This window comes from Dehalococcoidia bacterium, from assembly GCA_021295915.1.
Classification (GTDB): Bacteria; Chloroflexota; Dehalococcoidia; order Lucifugimonadales; family UBA1123; genus VXRN01.
This window is the reverse complement of sequence record JAGWBK010000008.1, coordinates 978-19,791: the sequence shown is the minus strand read 5'-3', so window position 1 is coordinate 19,791 and position 18,814 is coordinate 978. Positions and strand designations below refer to the sequence as shown.

General features: G+C 58.8%; 20 protein-coding genes. 8 read left to right on the top strand and 12 right to left on the bottom strand.

All coding sequences use genetic code 11. The features are described from left to right. Positions 1-20: 20 nt before the first annotated feature. The 7 genes from J4G14_04095 (at position 21) to J4G14_04065 (ending at position 7,917) form a co-directional block, all read left to right on the top strand. Positions 21-1,010, top strand: coding sequence for a hypothetical protein (locus J4G14_04095; protein MCE2456977.1), 990 nt, complete (start codon positions 21-23; stop codon positions 1,008-1,010). After that, the gene (locus tag J4G14_04090; GenBank protein MCE2456976.1) at positions 1,007-2,008 is read left to right on the top strand and encodes a VWA domain-containing protein; all 1,002 of its coding nucleotides are present in this window, start codon (positions 1,007-1,009) and stop codon (positions 2,006-2,008) included. The genes J4G14_04095 and J4G14_04090 overlap by 4 nt, the downstream gene beginning before the upstream one ends. Then, complete coding sequence (locus J4G14_04085; GenBank protein MCE2456975.1) at positions 2,005-3,045, top strand: VWA domain-containing protein; 1,041 nt, start codon at positions 2,005-2,007, stop codon at positions 3,043-3,045. Before J4G14_04090 ends, J4G14_04085 begins: the two co-directional genes overlap by 4 nt. Continuing rightward, on the top strand, positions 3,042-3,875 hold the full coding sequence (locus J4G14_04080) for a tetratricopeptide repeat protein (GenBank protein MCE2456974.1): 834 nt from the start codon (positions 3,042-3,044) through the stop codon (positions 3,873-3,875). Before J4G14_04085 ends, J4G14_04080 begins: the two co-directional genes overlap by 4 nt. A 5-nt stretch (positions 3,876-3,880) precedes the next feature. Continuing rightward, positions 3,881-5,620 carry a protein BatD gene (locus J4G14_04075; protein MCE2456973.1) on the top strand — a complete coding sequence of 580 codons (1,740 nt, stop codon included), beginning with the start codon at positions 3,881-3,883 and terminating at the stop codon, positions 5,618-5,620. Further along, positions 5,617-6,414, top strand: coding sequence for a tetratricopeptide repeat protein (locus J4G14_04070; protein ID MCE2456972.1), 798 nt, complete (start codon positions 5,617-5,619; stop codon positions 6,412-6,414). Before J4G14_04075 ends, J4G14_04070 begins: the two co-directional genes overlap by 4 nt. Before the next feature lie 150 nt (positions 6,415-6,564). Next, a complete protein-coding gene (locus tag J4G14_04065) occupies positions 6,565-7,917 on the top strand; it encodes an MFS transporter (GenBank protein ID MCE2456971.1) in 1,353 nt (450 codons plus the stop codon). Here J4G14_04065 and J4G14_04060 read toward each other — a convergent pair. The 11 genes from J4G14_04060 to J4G14_04010 form a co-directional block, all read right to left on the bottom strand. Beyond that, positions 7,885-8,439: a sulfopyruvate decarboxylase subunit beta gene (locus J4G14_04060; protein MCE2456970.1), complete on the bottom strand. Its 555-nt coding sequence runs from the start codon at positions 8,437-8,439 to the stop codon at positions 7,885-7,887. The two genes, J4G14_04065 and J4G14_04060, sit on opposite strands and share 33 nt — an antisense overlap. A gap of 72 nt (positions 8,440-8,511) precedes the next feature. Then, a complete protein-coding gene (locus J4G14_04055) occupies positions 8,512-9,018 on the bottom strand; it encodes a decarboxylase (protein MCE2456969.1) in 507 nt (168 codons plus the stop codon). A gap of 3 nt (positions 9,019-9,021) precedes the next feature. Beyond that, positions 9,022-9,825, bottom strand: a complete 804-nt coding sequence (locus J4G14_04050) for an enoyl-ACP reductase (protein ID MCE2456968.1) — start codon at positions 9,823-9,825, stop codon at positions 9,022-9,024. 45 nt (positions 9,826-9,870) lie between these two features. Then, entirely contained in the window at positions 9,871-10,854 is a 984-nt protein-coding gene (locus tag J4G14_04045; GenBank protein MCE2456967.1) for a hypothetical protein, read from the bottom strand. 4 nt (positions 10,855-10,858) lie between these two features. After that, positions 10,859-11,311 (bottom strand): PspC domain-containing protein, encoded by a 453-nt coding sequence (locus J4G14_04040; GenBank protein ID MCE2456966.1) that lies wholly within the window; start codon positions 11,309-11,311, stop codon positions 10,859-10,861. Positions 11,312-11,326: 15 nt separating this feature from the next. Next, on the bottom strand, positions 11,327-12,163 hold the full coding sequence (locus J4G14_04035; protein MCE2456965.1) for an MBL fold metallo-hydrolase: 837 nt from the start codon (positions 12,161-12,163) through the stop codon (positions 11,327-11,329). A 26-nt stretch (positions 12,164-12,189) separates the two neighbouring features. Beyond that, positions 12,190-13,113 (bottom strand): LLM class flavin-dependent oxidoreductase, encoded by a 924-nt coding sequence (locus J4G14_04030; protein MCE2456964.1) that lies wholly within the window; start codon positions 13,111-13,113, stop codon positions 12,190-12,192. 64 nt (positions 13,114-13,177) lie between these two features. Next, positions 13,178-14,302: a glycine oxidase ThiO gene (gene thiO, locus J4G14_04025; GenBank protein ID MCE2456963.1), complete on the bottom strand. Its 1,125-nt coding sequence runs from the start codon at positions 14,300-14,302 to the stop codon at positions 13,178-13,180. Next, a complete protein-coding gene (locus J4G14_04020) occupies positions 14,299-15,054 on the bottom strand; it encodes a haloacid dehalogenase type II (GenBank protein MCE2456962.1) in 756 nt (251 codons plus the stop codon). Before J4G14_04020 ends, thiO begins: the two co-directional genes overlap by 4 nt. After that, positions 15,044-15,505 (bottom strand): hypothetical protein, encoded by a 462-nt coding sequence (locus J4G14_04015; GenBank protein MCE2456961.1) that lies wholly within the window; start codon positions 15,503-15,505, stop codon positions 15,044-15,046. Before J4G14_04015 ends, J4G14_04020 begins: the two co-directional genes overlap by 11 nt. Positions 15,506-15,868: 363 nt before the next feature. Beyond that, the gene (locus J4G14_04010) at positions 15,869-16,774 is read right to left on the bottom strand and encodes a dihydrodipicolinate synthase family protein (protein MCE2456960.1); all 906 of its coding nucleotides are present in this window, start codon (positions 16,772-16,774) and stop codon (positions 15,869-15,871) included. Positions 16,775-16,962: 188 nt separating this feature from the next. On the opposite strand from J4G14_04010, the gene J4G14_04005 reads away from it, so the two are divergent. Then, positions 16,963-18,129: a hypothetical protein gene (locus tag J4G14_04005; GenBank protein MCE2456959.1), complete on the top strand. Its 1,167-nt coding sequence runs from the start codon at positions 16,963-16,965 to the stop codon at positions 18,127-18,129. A 307-nt stretch (positions 18,130-18,436) separates the two neighbouring features. Here the strand turns inward: J4G14_04005 and J4G14_04000 are convergent. Beyond that, positions 18,437-18,814: hypothetical protein (locus J4G14_04000; protein MCE2456958.1), on the bottom strand; the 378-nt coding region annotated here is incomplete at its 5' end.

Here is an 18,814-nt window from a genome sequence, read left to right as displayed (position 1 = left end):
GGCCATGCAAGAGAAAGAGCTTGGGAGTCTCACTGCTAGGTTGCAGTCTAGCGCTTGCCGTCCTGCTGTCAGCTACGTGGGGGCTGCAGTCCGAAACGGCTTTCGCACAGATGGCCCCTGTTGGTATTGGACTGGAGGCTGATGCAGAGTCAGTAACCGTAGGAGATGTACTCACGCTGACGCTGAAGGTCAGCCATCCGATCGACCACCACGTGATCTTCCCTGATGTGCCTCGTGAATGGGGCGAGTTCGAAGTACGAAAGACTACTCACCTCCCAACTGAGATCGGTGAGGACGAATCGCTGCTTTCTGCAATGACAATTGAAGCGGTCCTCTTCCAACCGGGAGTCCACTCTACCCCAGAGCTATCGGTTGCGATCAGACGACCCAACGGCAGCGTGATCAACCGTCCGGTGCGACCAATAGAGATCGAGGTCGCATCGGTCCTCGCATCTGGCGCGAACGAGTTGAAAGACATCCGGCCACAGGCTGAAGTGCCCTTCCCTGCAACGTGGCCGTGGATGTTCGGTGGGTTTACCAGCGCGGCGGCTTTGATCCTGCTTGGCGTCTATTTCTGGCGGAGGATGCTGTCCGAGGCAGCCGTTCAGACCCAGCAAGTCCTCACTCCCCTTGAGCATGCCCTGGCGACACTGGATAGCATCGAACGGCAGGACCTGCCGAGGCAGGGTCGCTACCTGGAACACTATGCACTTGTCGCCGAATGTCTCAGGACTTACCTGTTCGGCCAATTCCGGATTCCTGCACCCGAGCTTACTTCCGAGCAATCGATTTCGGTGCTCGATCGCAGACCTGTTCCACCCAGCGATGTGAGGGCTCTTGGCGATGTCCTTGGCGAGGCTGACCTCGTGAAGTTCGCACGCCTTTCTCCGGAGTTGAGTGACGCTCGGGCGGCAGTTGCAACCGCAAGAAGAGTGCTGAACGGCCTCACCGACGCACCGTCACGCTTCCGGCCATCCAGCGGCTACACGTCTGGCAGGTACACACGTTGAACCTCGAGTTCGCCACCCCATCATTGCTTCTCCTGCTGCCCGTGGTGCTTGCACTGGCCCTTATTCCCCTGTTTGCCCGGGGTTGGAACAGGCCCGCTGGAATCCGGTTCGGTAACACACTCGCAGTTCGTCGGTCCACGAGAAGCTGGAAGTTGACTCTCCGTCCTTACGTTTCGGCACTTGCCTGGATAGCCCTCGCACTGCTGGTCATAGGGGCAGCTCGACCTCAGTCGACCGAGGCGCGTGAGGTCATAAGTGGGGAAGGTGTCGACATTGCTCTCGCTCTCGACATCTCTGGCTCGATGGCAGCGTTCGACTTCATGCCTGCCAGCAGGCTGGAAGCGGCCAAGCAGGTTATCGCTGAGTTCATCGAACAGCGGACATACGACAGGGTAGGACTTGTGGTCTTTGCCACCGATGCGTTCATCCACAGTCCCCCGACAATTGACCACGAAGCGCTGACCTTCCTGCTGGATGATGTGGAGCTTGCCGCCAAGTTGGGGTTGGAGGACGGCACCGCAATTGGGATGGGCCTGGCAACCGCAGCCAACATGCTCAAGGACTCTGAGGCCGAGAGCAGGGTGATCGTGCTGCTCACCGACGGCGTCAACAACAAGGGCGAAATCGATCCTCTCACCGCGGCTGCAGCGGCCGAGACTCTTGGCATCCGCGTATACACAATTGGCATGGGGGCGCCGGGCGGATCGTCACGCTCGCAGGGATTTGCAGGCGGCAGTCTGGGATTCCGACGCTTTAACCTCGATGAGGACATGCTCAGAGAGATCGCTGAAAGTACTAACGGGCAGTACTTCCTCGCCACCGATTCTGACGGCCTGCGTAGCATCTACGAAGAGATCAACACGCTGGAGAAGTCAGAGGTCGAAGTTGCGGTCTACACCCAGCACGAAGAGCTGGCTGGCTGGCTGCTAATTCCAGGGGCTGCACTGCTCCTGTTGGAGATACTGCTCCTCGGCACGATCCTGAGGTCCTCTCCATGACGTTTGGCAATCCACAACTTCTGTTGCTCCTTGCTGTTGTCCCCGTCGCGGCCGGATTAGTTGGATGGGCCTACTTTGCACGCAAGAGGGCGTTGTCCCGGTTTGGAGATCCTGTACTCGTCAGGAGACTGATTGGAAGTGTGAACACCCCATGGCAGATCGCCAGGAGTGTTCTGATGATCGCCGTAATTGCCCTCGTCGTGCTGGCAGCAGCACGGCCACAGTGGGGCGAGACGGAACAGATAGTAGAGCGCCATGGAGTGCAACTGATGGTTGCGCTGGACATTTCCAGGTCGATGCTGGCGGAGGATGTCCGGCCTGATCGTCTCTCACGCGCGAAGTTGGAAGCGGCAGACCTTCTCGAAAGACTGCACGGGGACGAGGTTGGACTCGTCCTCTTTTCTGGGGCGGCCTTTATCCAATTTCCGTTGACCTTTGACTACGCGACGGCTCGGACGTTTCTGGACAGAGCCGACACTGAAATGATCGCTCGCCAGGGCACAGTTATCGACAAGGCGATAAGCGTGTCAATGGTGGGTCTCAACAACGACAGGGTGGGCCACAAAGCAATAGTCATCATCAGCGATGGAGAAGATGACCGGCAGGAATCCGACTATTTACGCGCCGCGAATCGGGCGGCGGATGCTGGACTAACAGTCTTCACGGTAGGTGTTGGCACAACCGATGGTGAGCCCATACCGGTCAAAGACAACTGGGGCAATCTCGTCGGCTATCAGGAAGACGGTGACGGCAATATGGTGCTGTCCAGGATCAACGAGGACGTGCTCAAGAGTGTGGCTGAAGCCGGGGGCGGCAGATATGTGCTGGCAGGCGGCTCGACCAGCGCGGCGGCCGTGATTGCCGAAGAACTCGATAGACTCGATAAGACCGTGGTCGAAAGTGAGATCACAAGTGCGAGGATCGAGAGATTTCAGTGGTTCGCCATCGGCGCGATTGCGCTTCTCGCCGCCTCTCTACTGATCCCCAGTAGGAGGAGAAGCTCCCCAGTAAGAGCCCCATCAGGCACTTCTCGATGAAACTCCGACTCTACATTCCGTGGTTTGCCACGCTAGTGCTCACGCTGTTGATTACTGGGTGTGGCGTGCCCTCCCTGATCGGCGGCGGTGACGGTCCGGAGGCGGTGGACGTAGGCAACAAGGCATTCTCCGCAGGAATGTATGATACCGCGCTTAACGCCTACGAGATCGCACAGGAATCGATGCCAGGGCGCGAAGAGCCTTCGTACAACACTGCCAACACGCTGTACAGGCAGCAGAGATACCGGGAGGCAGTGGACACCTACGACCAGGTGTTGGCCGGACAGGACATGGACCTGTCTGACTGGACGACTTTCAACACTGGAAATGCACTGTACGAGGCTGGCGACCACGAACAGGCAATCGAAATGTACAAGCAGGCGCTCCGGATCAATCCCGACAACTACGATGCGAAGCACAACCTTGAACTTGCGCTGGCGCATCTGCCCCAGCCGCAGCAACAGGATGAGGCTAACAACCCTTCACAGGAGCAGCCAACGCCTGAACCCCAGCAGCAGGACAATCAACAGCAGGACGATCAGCAACTGCCGGAGCAGGACAGCGAGGGTGAGGAACAGGAAGGAGAGGGAGAACCCGAGGGTGAGCCGCAGGCGGGCGAACCTGAAGGCGAGCCCACAGAGTCCGAAGACGAACCTTCCGAACCTGGCACAGGCGACCAGGAACTGGAACCGATCATCCCTCCTACAGGCCTAACCGAGGACCAGGCTCGGCGCCTGCTCGAAATGGTCGGAGAGAACGCCGAGCCGCTCAGGAACGCCATTCAGATGTTGCAGTCCTTCCCGGGCACGCCTCCGGCACAGGACTGGTAGGTCCAGTGAGTACGGTGAACAAGGTCAGTCTTTCTATTGCGGCGGCTGTAGTGCTGCTTCTGCTGGGACTGGCCACCACACCGGCACATGCCCAGACGCCAAGTGTAACGGCTTCCGTGGACCGGACTGACCTGACGCTGACCGACGTACTTACACTGATCCTGCGAATCGAAGGCGTAACCAATGTTCATCCTCTACCGCAGGCCCCGGTTATCAGCGGCCTCATCCTGGTTGGCAGCGAAAGGAGGAGCTACCAGGCATTCGTACAGGGGGCCCTGTCAGCTCACTTCGAGTTCATCTTCAAGTACCAGCCATTGCGAACCGGCTCGATTGATATCGACCCAATCAACGTGATTCTCGACAACACCGTTCATATTACGGACCCAATCACGGTCAATGTGACAGGAGGGGCTGGAGCAACGCAATCGTCGCCTGGGCCACCGCCGCAACCGACAAGTCTCGTAGGTCAGGACTTCTTTGCAGAGTCAGAAGTGGATGATGACACGCCCTACATAGGTCAGCAGATCACGTACACTTTGAGGTTCTACTCGGCAAACCCTTTTGCCAGACCGATATACGACGCACCGGACTTCGCGGGCTTCTGGAATCCTGGCAGGTCCAGCGAAGAAGAGAGCCTCGCAAACGTAGCAGGCCGAAGCTACACGGTTACTGAAGCGAACACGGTCTTGTTCCCTACCCTAGCCGGAGACCTTACGATCGAGCCCACAAACGTCACAGTCAGGGGCGGACTTCTGGGATCTAGCGTTACCCAGTATCCGACCAGACAGATCAATCTCAGCGTCAGGCCGCTGCCGCCCGGCGAGCCCGACGCCTTCACCGGAGCAGTCGGCATATACAGCATCGCGGCCGAAGTGGACAGCAACACGGTCGACATCGGAAATCCGGTGACACTCACGGTAACGGTAACGGGAGAAGGGAACATGGAGTCCCTTCCGGCTCCAGAGTGGCCCGAGATTCCCGGCTGGCGTGCGTTCGACAACGACGCTCCGTACAAGATGTCGATTATCGACGGGAAAGTGCAGGGGTCGAGAGAGTTCGAGAGGGTGCTTATTCCCAGCGCCTCCGGCAGCCATGAGTTTCCGCCTATAGAGTACTCCTACTTCGATCCCAGCGATGAAGAGTACGTTACCCTCACAAGCCGTTCGTTTAGCGTGGAAGTGCTTCCAGACCCAGGCTCTCCAGAGGCCGATCCCCTGGCAACTTCAGAAGAAACTGAAGATGCGGAGGCGCAAGATATCAGGTATATCAAGCCGGTCCCGGATTCCATTGCCCGCCCAACAAGTCCACTCACAGCCAGCAGCGTGTTCTGGCTGCTGTGGCTCACGCCACTGGCAGGAGTATTGGCTGTCACCACCTTGGTGATGTACAAGAGGCGTCCCGATCCGGTCAGTTCATCTCGCGACCTCAGCGCAGCCTCGCAGGCCGCCCTGGCCAAGCTTGCGGCGATCGAGCCCGGATCATCCACGGCAGATGCCGCCAGCATGGCGCTGCACGGCTACCTGGACGTTAGACTGGAACGCCCCACTTCGGGAATGTCTGCCACCGAGATCGCTGATTCACTCGGTCAGATCGGCGCGAGTGCGGCAACCTCTGAGCGTCTGGTGGAGCTGATGGGAAGAATCGCAGAGATGCGATTCTCCAGCCGAGAAGTCGAAGGTACTGAAGAGGTGGCGCGTGACGTGCAGGCCATCGTGCGATCGCTGGATGAGGAGTTGTCGGCGTGAGGGCAGTAACCTTGCTCGTGCTTACTATCGTAGGCGCGTTTACTCTTGTCGAATCAGTAGCGGCGGACGACTCGCTGGACATTGAGGCATTTCGAAGTGCGAACCTCCTGTACGAGTCCGGGAACTACGAAGAAGCCGCACGCAGCTACGAACATCTCTCGAGACTCGGCTATCAGGACGCGACCCTCTACTACAACCTTGGCAATTCCTACTACCGGATGGATGACAAGGGACGCGCGCTGCTCAACTATCTGCGGGCAAAGAGACTTGCTCCACTGGACGAAGACATAGACGCCAACCTTTCTCTTGTAAGGGGAAGCGTCTCCGACCCGGGGGCGGCCCAGGAAAGGCCAGTGCCCGCACTTGGACAGTTCGCCAACTGGCTGCCCTGGGTGTCGCTGAATGCAGCAACACTGATCGCTCTGCTCTGCTGGCTGGTCATCTGGGCGGTAGTCCTGACGCTCGTCTGGAATCGCAATGTACCCTACTCGCTTACCCTCAGGCGTGTTGCAGTTGTCGCAGGGTTCGGACTACTCCTATTTGGCGTACTCGCGGTAGGCAACCAGGTCAGTCGCAATTACTGGACCGAAACGGGAGTCATCATCGCCCAGTCCACAGACGTACTGGAAGCTCCCAACGCCAGGGCCCGGACAGAGATCAACTTGGACAAAGGGCGAGAAGTCGCTGTCATCGAAACGAGGGCCGGCTGGACCAGGGTAAGGCTACCCAGGACCGAGTTGGAGGGGTGGGTGCTCAGTTCGGATGTCGAGAGGGTCCTGCTAGAAGACTTGTAACGCGGTCCGTCACAGGTCCTGACCTCATGCGATCTAACGCGGATTCACGCGATTAGCATCCGGCTGACCCCAATCTAGTACGAATATAAAACTTAGCCTGAAATATGCTTTGTTTCGCGCACAGCGCGGAGTAGAATGCGACTGACTTTCATGGCTAACCTACCTCATCTGCGACCTCGCAACACCAAGCTTCCCCCAACCCTCGATGCGTTCAGGCACCGCGGATTCCGACTTTTGTGGCCGGCCAACTTCTTCTCATATATCTCGCGTTGGATGCAGATGACTCTCATGGTGTGGCTGGTCCTTGAACTGACTGGCTCTCCATTCCTTGTGGCCCTTGTCGGATTCTTCGGAATGATTCCCTTGCTCCTTTTCGGAGCAATTGGGGGGGTGCTGGCCGACAGGGCTGACCGTCGCAAGTTGATCATGCTCACGCAGCTCCTTAATCTTGCGGCCTCAGCGGCAATGCTCTTCCTGCTGGTCACTGGATCGGAAGAGTACTGGCACAGTTACATAGTGGTATTGGCCAGCGGACTAGGCTGGGCATTCGATATGCCGGCTCGGCGCTCGATAGTGCTGGATGTCACTGGGCGCGCTGGCGTGACAAATGCCATGGCGCTTGACTCGGTTGGCATGCACGCGAGCAGGATGATCGGTCCTGCACTGGCGGGGATACTGATACAGGTCGTGGGGCTGATAGGGGGTTACGTCGTCATCATCGCGCTGTATCTGGTGGCCCTCGTCTTCCTGACGGCGTTGAAATTGCCCCCAAGAGAGATTGTGCAGGCAACCCACAGCGTCGCGAGAAACCTGCTTGAGGGGTTCCTCTACGTAAGAAGCAACCGGATCATACTGGCCACCGTCGTAGTGACAGTGCTGATGAACCTTTTGCTCTTCCCATACATGCAGATGGTGCCCGTTATAGCTAGAGAGACCCTAAACGTCGGGGCGGGCCTTATGGGCCTCCTGATGGGAGCTGATGGGCTGGGAGCAATCATTGGATCGATTGCGATCGCCTCCTTTGGGCAGCTCAGGTACCACGGACGGGTCTATCTTGGCGGATCGCTGATTGGGCTTGTACTGGTACTTGCCTTTGCTGCATCCCAGTGGTTCGCAGTCTCACTCCCAGTGCTGATTCTGCTGGGACTTGGAACAGCGGGGTTCGGCACCATGCAGTCGACGATCATCGTAATCTCGGCGTCTGATGACATGCGCGGGCGAGCGCTGGGAGTGATTTCACTGGCGATAGGGGCAGGACCGATAGGGGCGCTGCTCATCGGCGCTGTTGCAGAGACGACTTCGCCAGCCACGGGAATCACGATCTTCGCGATACTTGGGATAATTTCGCTCAGCCTCGTTGCGCTGCTGATGCCCGAACTCCGGGCTCCGATGCGACAACAGCCCCCTGAGAGCGGTAACTCAACCCAGGCTCAAGTCAGTCCAGACGAGTCGCGGGCAGTACCAGCGGACTCACGCGCCGAAAGAGGCTCGAAACCTGTGTAGGGTTACCTCAGGTTCGATGGGTGCTACCGGGAGGTACTCCTCCTCCTCAATCTTGGCAACGATGAACCACGGCCCATCCTCACGCATCGCCTGAAGAAGCGTTGCTTCCAACTCCTCCTCGTCCGCCACTGTAGCTGTCTTTTCAATCCCACAGGATCTGGCCACCCTCTCGAGGTCGGTCCCAAATGCCGTGTGGCTTGCCTGGTACCCTGTCTGCCCCCACTGCTCGTTGTCCCACACAACCACTATTAGGTTGGCTGGATTTTCCCGCCCGATGGTGGCAATCGTCCCCATGTTCATAAGGAGCGAGCCATCTCCGTCCAGGGACAGCACCTTCTCATCCGTCGAGAGTGCCATGCCTAGCGCAATGGATGAGCACAGCCCCATGGAGCCATAGGTGTAGAAGTTGCGGTCCCTGTGCCCGGCGTGCCAGAGTTCGTCGGTCGTGGGACCGAGATTTGCAACGACGGCCATATCCCCCACGAGGTCCTTTACTCTCTTGGTGGCAGAAAATCTGTGCAAGCTACTCTCCCGGGAGCGGTGTGGTGCAGGCAATCTGACTCATTCGAACATTTGGTGACTGATCATCCCAGGCTAGGCGAGCTTCCCACCATGGAGCAGGGGTGTCATGCAAAGGGCGAGGGGCTGCCTCGATGCGTAGCAGAGCTTGAGAGCCCCGGAAACTCGTAGATCGAGCCGGTCATCAGTGTCGAGCGTATAGTACGGGATGCCAAGCGTATCCAGGATCGGCCTCGTCGACCGTCCCATGGCAACCTGCGCAATGTTGAACTCACCCACCTCGCCACGCAGATTAATGAACATCGGCAATGGCACCCTCGCGGGGAGACACAGGCTGGCAAGCGCGTTGACGCAGTTGCCAAATCCGCTTGACTGCATGAATACTGCGGCATTTCGACCCGTGGCATACGCACCGGTCGCGATTCCGATGGCCTCTTCCTCGCGAGTCGCAGAAACGACGTGGAAGAAGCCGTCCTCTTCCATCAGCCTGGTTACCTGGTGGATGCTGATGTCCGGCACGTAGGCAATGAGCGACACGTCGGAGTCTTTCAGACAGTTCACAATCGTTTCAGCCCAGTTCATAGATCAGATCCCCATCACGTGGTAGCCGGTATCCACATGGATTACCTCGCCGGTGATTCCCGTCGACATGTCCGAGCACAGGAACAACGCCGTATTGGCTACTTCCTCGTGAGTTATGTTCCTTCCCATGGGGGAGCGATCGGAGTGGGCTCTCTTCATGTCCCGATATCCGCTGATGACCCTGGAGGAAAGGGTGTCGACAGGGCCTGCGCTGATTGCGTTGATTCGGATGTTGTCCCGACCTAAGTCCCACGCTAGCTGACGCACCTCGTTTTCCAGCGCAGCCTTCGCTGTGCCCATCACGTTGTAGCCAGGGAAGACCCTGCTAGAGGCCTGAAACGTCATGGTGATTATGCTGCCACCGTTCTCCATTAGCGGGACAGCCTGCCGGGCGACCGACACAAGCGAGTATGCGCTAATGTCGAGCGCCATGCGAAAACCCTCGCGGGGCGTGTCGATGAAAGGGCCACCCAGGTCTTCCCTGTTTGCAAACGCCACAGAGTGGACAATAATGTCGAGGCCACCCATTTCCGCTCGGGCGGTCTCGAATGCGTTCTCCAATGATGCGTCGTCGCTGACATCGCATGCGATGAGTGGCGCGCCCGACGACAGGCCGGATGCTAGACGCTCGACCCCCGGCCTTATCCGGTCGTTCAGGTATGAGAGCGCAACACGTGCGCCCGCCTGATCAAGCGCGCTCGCTATGTGCCAGGCAATGCTGCGCTGGTTCGCAACGCCGAAAACGAAGGCGTTCTTTCCTTCCAGATCAATGGCGTACAAACGGGACCTCCGTAGTGACTCGGGCATTCATGCCGAATGGCATTTTACGCAGGCCACATGGCTGGGACAAGGTTAGCTGACTGTGACGTCCGCAGCGAACCCTTCGATCTCTATATCGACTCGGTTATTTGCCGTGGAGTAGTCCAGGGACTCGTGCAGGCCATCGTAAGTTTCCAGGAACCGGTCTGAGTCGATCCGAGTGGAACTCAGCAGTATCTCGTTCTCGATCCGCGCCGCGACTCCTTCGGGAACGACTATCTCCACATTGGCTGCTCCGGCTGCGATCTCTACGCTTGTCCTATCAGCATCGACGGGAAGCATTATCCTTATGTCAGTCGCTCCAGCCCCGACCACGACCCTACGTACGTTCAGGTCTTGTAGGTCAAGGTCCAGGTCAGCTGCGCCGGCGTTAATCTCAAGTTCGAGTGCCACCTCCGGTGAGATCATCAGGTGCCAATCCACAAGGCCGCCTACGTTAAGTCCAGGATTGAAAACGTCTAAGTCGGCACCCTGAACGTCCCATGCCTTCCCATCATCAGTAATTGTGACGTCAATACCCGGGCCACCCGCTGAGAGGTAGAGTTCGGTCACCATGCCCGACTGGTCGCGAATCACTTCCGCCGGCCGACTGCCGAAGTCAGCAGCCAAAAGTGACGGACTGGAGGACTCGTCAGAAGAACCTGAAGACAACTCAACGCTGCCACCTGCGAATCCCATGCCTAGGCGCAGGATCTCCGCATCGCCCATAGGCTCCACGAACGTGACGTGTACAGGCCCACCGGACCGGTTCTCCGGCATCGTCACCAAGGCCGCTGCGACCGCACCAAACACGATCAGCGCAGCCACTCCGATCCCCAGCAAAGGTGCGCGAGGAGCAAGGAGCATTTTCACTCCGACCAGCACCAGCAGCACGGGCCAGTAATCTACCAGCTCCCACCAAATTGCGAAGGGAAGAATTCCAACCGTGTTAAGTAGGAGTACCGTTCCGAGTGCTGCCAGAAGTACCCCAACAAGGGAGAACCCGCGACGCACTGCTTCCGAGCGTGAGGACGCCATGACGTCAGCGCCGGATCGACGGAATCAGAATTGTCAGACCCAACGCCACTATGGCCACAGGCCAGACGATGTCCCAGCGTATCGAACCGAACACTCCCAGGTTGTTTAGTAGAAAGATTGCTCCGAAACCAATCAATCCTAACGCCAGGATGGTTCTGGTAGTCTGCCTTCTGGTGCCGCGTGGTTCGGAGTCTGGCTCGTCGAGGACATCCGACGTATCGACTGCGGTGTCGTCGTCAAACGCCGACTTTGCCTCAACTCGCCGCCCATCAGGTGTAACGATGGCCAGGACGACGTAGACGAGCAGACCGATCCCGCCTGTTCCAATCGCCAGCAGCACCCATCCCACACGCACGAGCACGGGGTCGATATCGAAGTACTCAGCCAGCCCTCCTGCCACGCCGAACATGAATCGGTCATCGCGACTCTTATACAGTCTGTGGGCCTGTTGAACCATCCGAATCCTCCCCTGCTACAGCGCCTGCCAGTACCTCCGGCCCTCCACTCGTACCAATCTTCCGAATCCAGGTGTAGGGAAGTGTCCCGATACCACCAGCGAGTGATCTCTTTCCATTCTATCAAACAGCTCAGCCCTACTAGCTCGGGACAGCTTGGCATTGGTGTCCGCTCGCGGACTCCAGTCGGTATGGTGTGCCTGGACCGGTACGTGTGCAGCGTCTCCCAGCACGACGGCGCTCTCGCCGGCGGAGCTTATCAGCACGCTCGTGTGTCCGGGGGTATGGCCCGGGGTCGGCAGCGCGGTGAGGTGGTCGGCAATCGACTGCTCCCCTTCGATCAGGTCGAGAAGTCCCGCGTCCATTAGCGACATCACCTTCTCTCGCACGTAGGCAAACATGCTCATGCCCGCACGTCGTGTGAACGTGTCCCAGTCAGCCTTGGGAACGAGGTAGCGCGCATTGGGGAAGTACGGCACCACCTCCCCGTCGACGTTCACCGTGTTCCAGCCGACATGGTCGCGATGCAGGTGCGAAATTACGACGGTGTCTACGTCTTCTTTAGCGATGCCCTTGGACTCCATGTCCGCGGCCAAGAGGCCCCACTCTGAGTTATCGAATGGATGGTCACCCTCTCCAAGACCTGTGTCGATGAGACACGTGTGATCACCGAGATTCACCACGAAAGACCCAACATTCATCCTGATAAGTTCGCCGTCGGTTAGCTGGTCGCGGTAGGGATCCCACTCGGACGGCTCGATCGACGGGAAGAACTCTGACGTTTGGAAGTGGATGTGCCCGTCAGTGACCGACGTGATGCTCGCGTCGCCAACTCGAATCGTGTGCTCTGCCACAGAACGGCTCCCTATCTCACCGGTGCTTAGTGATAGCTCGGAAGCACGTCACTTCCGAGCGCATGGAGCTGGTCCATCATCATCTCCGGAGGACACGCGGGCCGAGCCACGAACTTGTCAGCACCGGCGTCGATGTACTCGTCGATCAATGCTTTCATCCTGTCGGCAGTGCCGAATGCGGAGAAGCCATCGTAGTCGACGTCGGTCCTTCGACGCAGCATGTACGGCTCAGCGATGCGTCGTGCCTCTTCGTACGTATCTGCGATGCAGTAGCTGAATAGCGCGCCGTAGTGATCGTCCTCGATCTCGTTGCCAAACTCAGGAGCCATAGACTTGATCTGCGAGACCCCTTCGCCGACCTCTTCGGGTGTAGCCTGCGACACCAGCCACCCGTCGCCGATCCTGGCCGTGCGCCTTATGGCGAACTCGCTGCGTCCCCCAATCCAGATCGGAGGAAGCTCTGCCTGAACAGGCTTGGGTTGGACGGTCACGTTGTGAAGGTTGAAGTACCGTCCCTCGAAGGAGACGTCGTCCTGCGACCACAGGAGTCGCATGACCTCGATTGCCTCATCAGTTCTCCCTCCACGCTGCCGCTTTGGGACCCCGCAGGCCTCATACTCGCGCTCGTCTCCGGTGCCCAGTCCAACCGCGGGAAGAGATCTACCTCCTGACAGGAAGTCGAGCGTCGCTACCTCTTTGGCAAGGACAGTCGGGTTTCTGAGGGGCAGCGCGATCACGTTCGTGCCGAACTTCAGCTTCTTCGTACGAGCCGCGATGAAAGACAGCGCAATCAACGGCTCCATGTTGATGACCTCTGAGACTATTCGGTCGCTGAGCCACAGCGAGTCCACGCCGAGCTCCTCGCAGGTGTCCGTGTACTCCCACAGGTGGTCCGGGTCTTCGGACGGAAACGGCCATCCGCCAAATCCAACGCCAATCTTGACTGACATCTGTTCCTCCTGGAGCTGCTGTCTTCGCTCACCCGAGGCACTTGCCAGAGTGTTTGACCCGGGGCTACAGGAACCTGGACGGGCTGAACGAAGCGAGGTGATCGTTTTGGTTGCCGTCAAGCATACCAGCGATGGCCTCACCTGTCGCGAGACACAGCAGTATGCCGTTCCTGAAGTGGCCTGATGCCAGGTACACGTTCTCGAACTCCGGCACGGGCCCAATGGTAGGCACCGCGTCGGCAGATCCTGGCCTGAGTCCTGCCAGGGCCCAGTTGAGATCAGCGTCGACCAGAGAAGGCACCAGCGCGGTCCCCAAACCCAGTATCGAGTGGATGTTGCCAGCCGTCACCCTGGAGTCGAACCCGACCTCCTCAACAGTGGCTCCCACAATAAGTGAGCCATCATTGCGAGGAACGAGGAGCCCCCACGAGCCATGGACGACGCTGCTGATCCCACCCTGCCTCGGACGCAGGTTCAGGTTGACTCCCCTGACAGGCTTAACCATAGGTCGCCCGGCTGAGCTGGGGCTGTCGTCGCCGTACAGCCACCTGTCCATGAGTCCAGTCCATGCCCCTGCAGCAAGCACCACGTTCCCGGCATGTACCGGCCCCTCGCTCGTGGACACACCGATGACGCTGCCGCCGTCGAGCAGCAGGCCTGTTACTTCGACCCCCTGGTTTATGGCGGCGCCGTGTCGTGCAGCCGCACTAGCCAGTGCATCTGAGAGGCGCTGGTTGTTCACTCGGCAGACTTCCGGCTCGTAGACAGCGCCCACGACCGCCGGATTGATCCAGGGCTCCATTTCGACCAGGTCGTCGGACTCCACCCACCTGGCATCGGTTCCCATGGCCGCAAGCTGCCATCTTAAGCCCTGCAACGAGATCACGTCGCCTTCATTCAGTGCCAGGACTAGCTCCCCGCACTCTTCCAGTTCGATGTCGATTCCGGACTCGTCTCTCAGGACCGGCGCGAATTCGTGGAACAGCTCGAGGCTTCTCCTGCCGAGTCGTGCATAGTCGTCATCACCGGGTGAGGGCGAGAGAACGCCTGAGGCCGCATTCGATGCTTCCAGACCTATCGCGCCCTTTTCGAGGAGCGTGCATGAGATCCCGCTGCGAGCCGCGAAGTACGCGATTGCCGTGCCTACGACTCCACCACCAACTACAACCACGTCGTTGGGCGCGTTCACTGTGCAGAAACTCCAAGCAGATCATCTGCAAGCTCATTGAAGTCGCTTACGACGATGTCAGGCACGTACTGCTCAGTGTCCTCGTACGGGAGTCCGTAGCGATTCACGTAGGCACCCCGGTAGCCGCTGACTCTCGCGCCCATGATGTCGAAAGAGTGTGCAGCGACCATCATGATCTCTCCCGGCTCGGAATTCAGGATCCGGGCAGCCGCCCGGTATACGCCAGGATGCGGCTTGAACGCCCCAGCCTCCTCCACGGAGATGATCTCGTCGAAATCAAACTCGATGCGATTTCGGGCCAGGTGCTCAAGATAGTCTGGCTCACCGTTGGAAAGGGCTACCAGTCGGAACTTGTCGGCAAGTCGATTCAGGCCATCAAGGGAGTCCGGGTATGGACTCAGCTCCTGCCACACTGACATGAACTCCACAACTTGTTCGGACTCGAACCCGATCCCGTTTGCCCGCAGAGCGTAAACAAGCGAGCGCCGGCATGTCTCTAGGTAGCCGCTGTGGCCGAGCATCAGCATCGAGTCCTGGAACTGCTCGATTCGCTGCCTTGCTCGCCACTGCGGGTAGAACTCCGCTCCGGTCAGTTCGGAGCCTAGCTCCTTGAGGAACTTTCCGGTCGGCCCTTCGAGGCTGCCCGTAAGGTCCAACACGGTTCCAAAAACGTCGAAAGTAAGTGTCGTGACTCTGTCCAGCGCACTAGCTGCGGGGCCGGAGCCGCTCTGTGCAGTCTCATTAGACCTCATGGAATCTCCATGCCCGGAAGGCGTAGTAGAAGCCGCCCGTTGCCGTGCTGCCAATTGCAGACCACATTATCCTGGCCATGTTTGGGGGAGAACGAAAGTCGCCGTAGGCTACCAGCCTCTCGTTCCGTACGCCCTCTGGGTAGAAGACTTCACCCCACCACACGCCTATCCAGGCGCCGATCATTGCTCCGGCGAATACTATGGCAAGGGTCTTCCCAAACGTCACCCAGTCAGTCTCCGGCTTAAAGTACGAGATCGTCCCCGATATGCTGCACCCGATGGCAATTGCAGTCACCAGGAGCCACAGGGGCATTGCGAAAAGGCCTCCGGGGGCGACAATGGCAGCGGTTATCAGCCCAGCCATCCCCAGCATAATGCCGAACAGCAGCCCCAATCCGGCGCGCACCGAAACGGCTATCACGTATTCTACTGATATTTCCTGCAGACCCATCGACTCTCCCCGACCCTTGCCACTGAGCTTTCCGAGATGCAACCGCGGCTAACCTGGATTGCTCAACAGGTACTGCACGCTGCAATGCGTAATTATAGCAACGCGCTCCCTGGGGGACATAACCAAAGATGGGATTGGCCCGATGTCCTCTCAGGCCAATCCCATCCTGTCCAGTTATTCTGGTATGTCGCCAGGGTCTTTTCGTTTTCGCCTCGTCGTCGATTCTCTCGTTCGCCCTGAGCTTGTCGAAGGGCCGTCCCGTCATGGTTCGACAGGGCTCTCGCGAGCTGGACGAACGGCTCACCACGAACGGACTACTTCAGAGACACCGGACAATGAAAATGCCTTGGTCTTACGCCCTTACTAGTCGTCAGACTGGGCAACTGCCACTCGTCCCACGCCCATGGCCTCGGCGGTGGCTATCACGTGGTCCCTCTGCTCGGCAGTGAGAGGCTGTGTCGGCAGCCTCGGGTCTCCAACGTCGATACCGAGCCTGTAGCTGAGCAGGGCCTTTATGACAGCGTGCATACCGAACTGCCTGACCAGCATCGTGAGCCTGGTTGCCCTCTTCTGAGCTTCTTCCGCACGCGCCAGATCACCGGAACTGTACGCCCGCCAGATCTCTACCCAAAGCTCGGGAGCAATGTTCGGCGGTCCATCGACACAACCGCTCGCCCCGATTGTCAGGGCAGGAAGCATCAGCGCGCTGCTGCCGATCAGGCAGCCGAGTCCCATGTCCACCCAGTTGTACACATTCGTGAAGTTGACCGACGAGTGCTTGAGACCCTTGAGCTGGGGCACGCCATCCTGGATTTTCGCCATCAGTTCGGGCGTGATCTCCACCCCTGTCGACTGCGGCAGGTTGTAGACGAAGAGCGGGACGTCGGCAGCGGCAGCCACCGTCCGGTAGTGCTCGACGATGTTTTCGTCCGTCTGCCTGTAGAAGAACGGCGGTACACAGCAGATCGCCTCGACCCCGGCCGCAGCCGCGTTTTCCGCCAGGCGCGCTGCCCTCAGCGTGGTCGCAGCCCCGACGTGCATGATGTTCTTGATCCTGCCTCGGTTCTGGTCGGCGGCAGCCCGGGCAATCGCCATATTCTCTTCGTCGTCCAGCAGCACGCTCTCACCGGTGCCGCCTGCCACCCAGAATCCGTCCACACCAGCCTGGATGTTGAACTCCATTACTTCCCTGAACGCCGCTTCATTGAAGCGGCCGTCGGACCCCATGGGAGTCGCTATCGCCGGTAGTATGCCTTCAAAGTCAGCCATCAAATGCCTCCGTGAGTTTAACTAGTCCAATCTGACCTGTGCCCAATCGTATCCGAGGTAACCAACACGTGGCTAGTGCCCCCCACCAATCGAGCCTACAACACCCCCTTGACCCCCACCCCACTCCTCACTTATCCTTCCTACCAGAACATCCGTCCTATTCCAAATTCACCATTCCCAATTCCAAATTGACCCTCGCAACCATAATCCACGACAGAACCAACGACGGGACCTCCATCGTCGAGTTCCTCTTCGCCGTCATGCGCGACGAGCTCGACGACTTTAAACCTTGTCACAGGCTCGACGCCGCAAAGCTACTCGTCAAGTACGACCGTGATGAGGCTCGCAACTACATCCTCGATTACCCACCCGAACCGTCCCAACCAGGACTCGACTCCAGATCACCCGACGACACCTACTTCGAGCAGAAGCTAGCCAGGGCCATCCAGGAGTCCACCGACGACGGACGCACAGTATGCCGCTTCCTCATCAACGTCATGGACGGAGCCCTGAGCGCCTTCAAACCCCACCACCGCATCTCAGCAGCCAGAGAACTCCTATCCAGAGGCTTCGGCAAACACGCCACACAAAAGCCCCCTCTCCCAGCGGGAGAGGGCTGGGGTGAGAGCCTGCCCCGTACCCGATACGGGGGAGAAAACCAGGAACAACAACCTCCCGTAGGGGCTGGTTTGAAACCTGCCCCTACACGCTCCGATACCGGGACAGACAATACCCCCACCCAATTCACCCCTGAAGACGACGACTGGTCAGCCTTCATCGAACTAATCACACCAATCCTCGACGAAGACGACCGCATAAAGGCCGAACTCGCCAAACAGGACCCAGACCCCGACAACCCACCCTACAAGCGCGACCTCTCAGCCTACGACCAGGCATGGGAGAACTCCGAGAAGTGGTTCTACGAGTGGAAGAACTCCCTCGACCCCGAGGAGTACGAGGCAATCGTCGCTAGGGAACTCGGCGAATTCAACGCAATGATCGACACCAAGATCGAACGTCGAAAGCAGATCGCAGAGGAACGAGAACGCAGAGAGAAAGAAGAAGCCGAACAGCAGGCCCAGCAGGCCAAGGCCAGGGCGAAAGCTAAAGAGAAAGCAGACGCAGAATCCGCCGCGGCCAAAGAGGAAGAAGACCTCGGCCCTCCGCCAACCAAAGAAGAGCACGAGAGGTGGTCACCCACTCCGAGCATCCCGACATCATTCAGGCTGGTTAACTGCGGCCACCCCAAATGCAAGCTGCACGACGGCCCCGTCTACTATCCAGAGGACGACCGCAGCAGCCCTTACTACTGGAACGGCCAACAGCCACTCAACTTCCGCACCTACCCGTTCTGACCCCGTCGGGGTCACTAGATATCACCACACCTCCCACACCGAATACAGAGCCCAGCAACCCATGTAGGACACACGCAGACGGTCCGGCAGAGCTAAGTGCGCTTCAGTTATCTGCTAATCAGCGCCGAAGCCCCCTGCGTTTACGGCTGTCAGTTCGTGAAGATTCCATTCAGGCTGTACGCATAACCCGTCTCAAAGTGGACGTGGAAACGGCCTTTTAGGGTTGACGGACTCTCAGACCCTATGTTAAAAACGGACAAGTTTCCGTCTACGACTATTACGGTGTCGCATAAACACTATCGAGATACTAAGGAGGAATGGCGATTATGTGGCCTAAACTACCGGATAAGAGACTACTAATTGGTGTGGCGTTGGCCGCGATTCTCGCGCTTGCTCTCGCTTGCTCCTCCAGTGAGGAATCCACTCCCTCAGCACCCGCCGCTGCGCCGGCTCCTGCTGCTGCCCCGGCCGCCGCACCTGCTGCCGCACCCGCTGCGGCTCCCGCTGCTGCCCCGGCTGCCGCACCTGCTGCTGCCCCGGCTCCGGCACCCGCCGCTGCGCCTGCCGCGGCTCCTGCCGCCGCACCAGCGCCCGCAATGGCTGACTCGATGATGCCCAAGCCGACTGGCACACTGACCATCGCCGTTTCGGGTGTCAACTCGCCAAACGGGCTGCCTCGCTTCTG

Bases quoted from the DNA above. Each gene is read 5' to 3' on its own strand.
- J4G14_04085 (MCE2456975.1), top strand. From the start codon at position 2,005: ATGACGTTTGGCAATCCACAACTTCTGTTGCTCCTTGCTGTTGTCCCC.
- J4G14_04015 (MCE2456961.1), bottom strand. From the start codon at position 15,505: ATGGGTCTGCAGGAAATATCAGTAGAATACGTGATAGCCGTTTCGGTG.
- J4G14_04040 (MCE2456966.1), bottom strand. From the start codon at position 11,311: ATGGTTCAACAGGCCCACAGACTGTATAAGAGTCGCGATGACCGATTC.
- J4G14_04055 (MCE2456969.1), bottom strand. From the start codon at position 9,018: ATGAACTGGGCTGAAACGATTGTGAACTGTCTGAAAGACTCCGACGTG.
- J4G14_04010 (MCE2456960.1), bottom strand. From the start codon at position 16,774: ATGGCTGACTTTGAAGGCATACTACCGGCGATAGCGACTCCCATGGGG.
- J4G14_04080 (MCE2456974.1), top strand. From the start codon at position 3,042: ATGAAACTCCGACTCTACATTCCGTGGTTTGCCACGCTAGTGCTCACG.
- J4G14_04045 (MCE2456967.1), bottom strand. From the start codon at position 10,854: ATGGCGTCCTCACGCTCGGAAGCAGTGCGTCGCGGGTTCTCCCTTGTT.
- J4G14_04020 (MCE2456962.1), bottom strand. From the start codon at position 15,054: ATGAGGTCTAATGAGACTGCACAGAGCGGCTCCGGCCCCGCAGCTAGT.
- J4G14_04030 (MCE2456964.1), bottom strand. From the start codon at position 13,113: ATGTCAGTCAAGATTGGCGTTGGATTTGGCGGATGGCCGTTTCCGTCC.
- J4G14_04050 (MCE2456968.1), bottom strand. From the start codon at position 9,825: ATGCCCGAGTCACTACGGAGGTCCCGTTTGTACGCCATTGATCTGGAA.
- J4G14_04065 (MCE2456971.1), top strand. From the start codon at position 6,565: ATGGCTAACCTACCTCATCTGCGACCTCGCAACACCAAGCTTCCCCCA.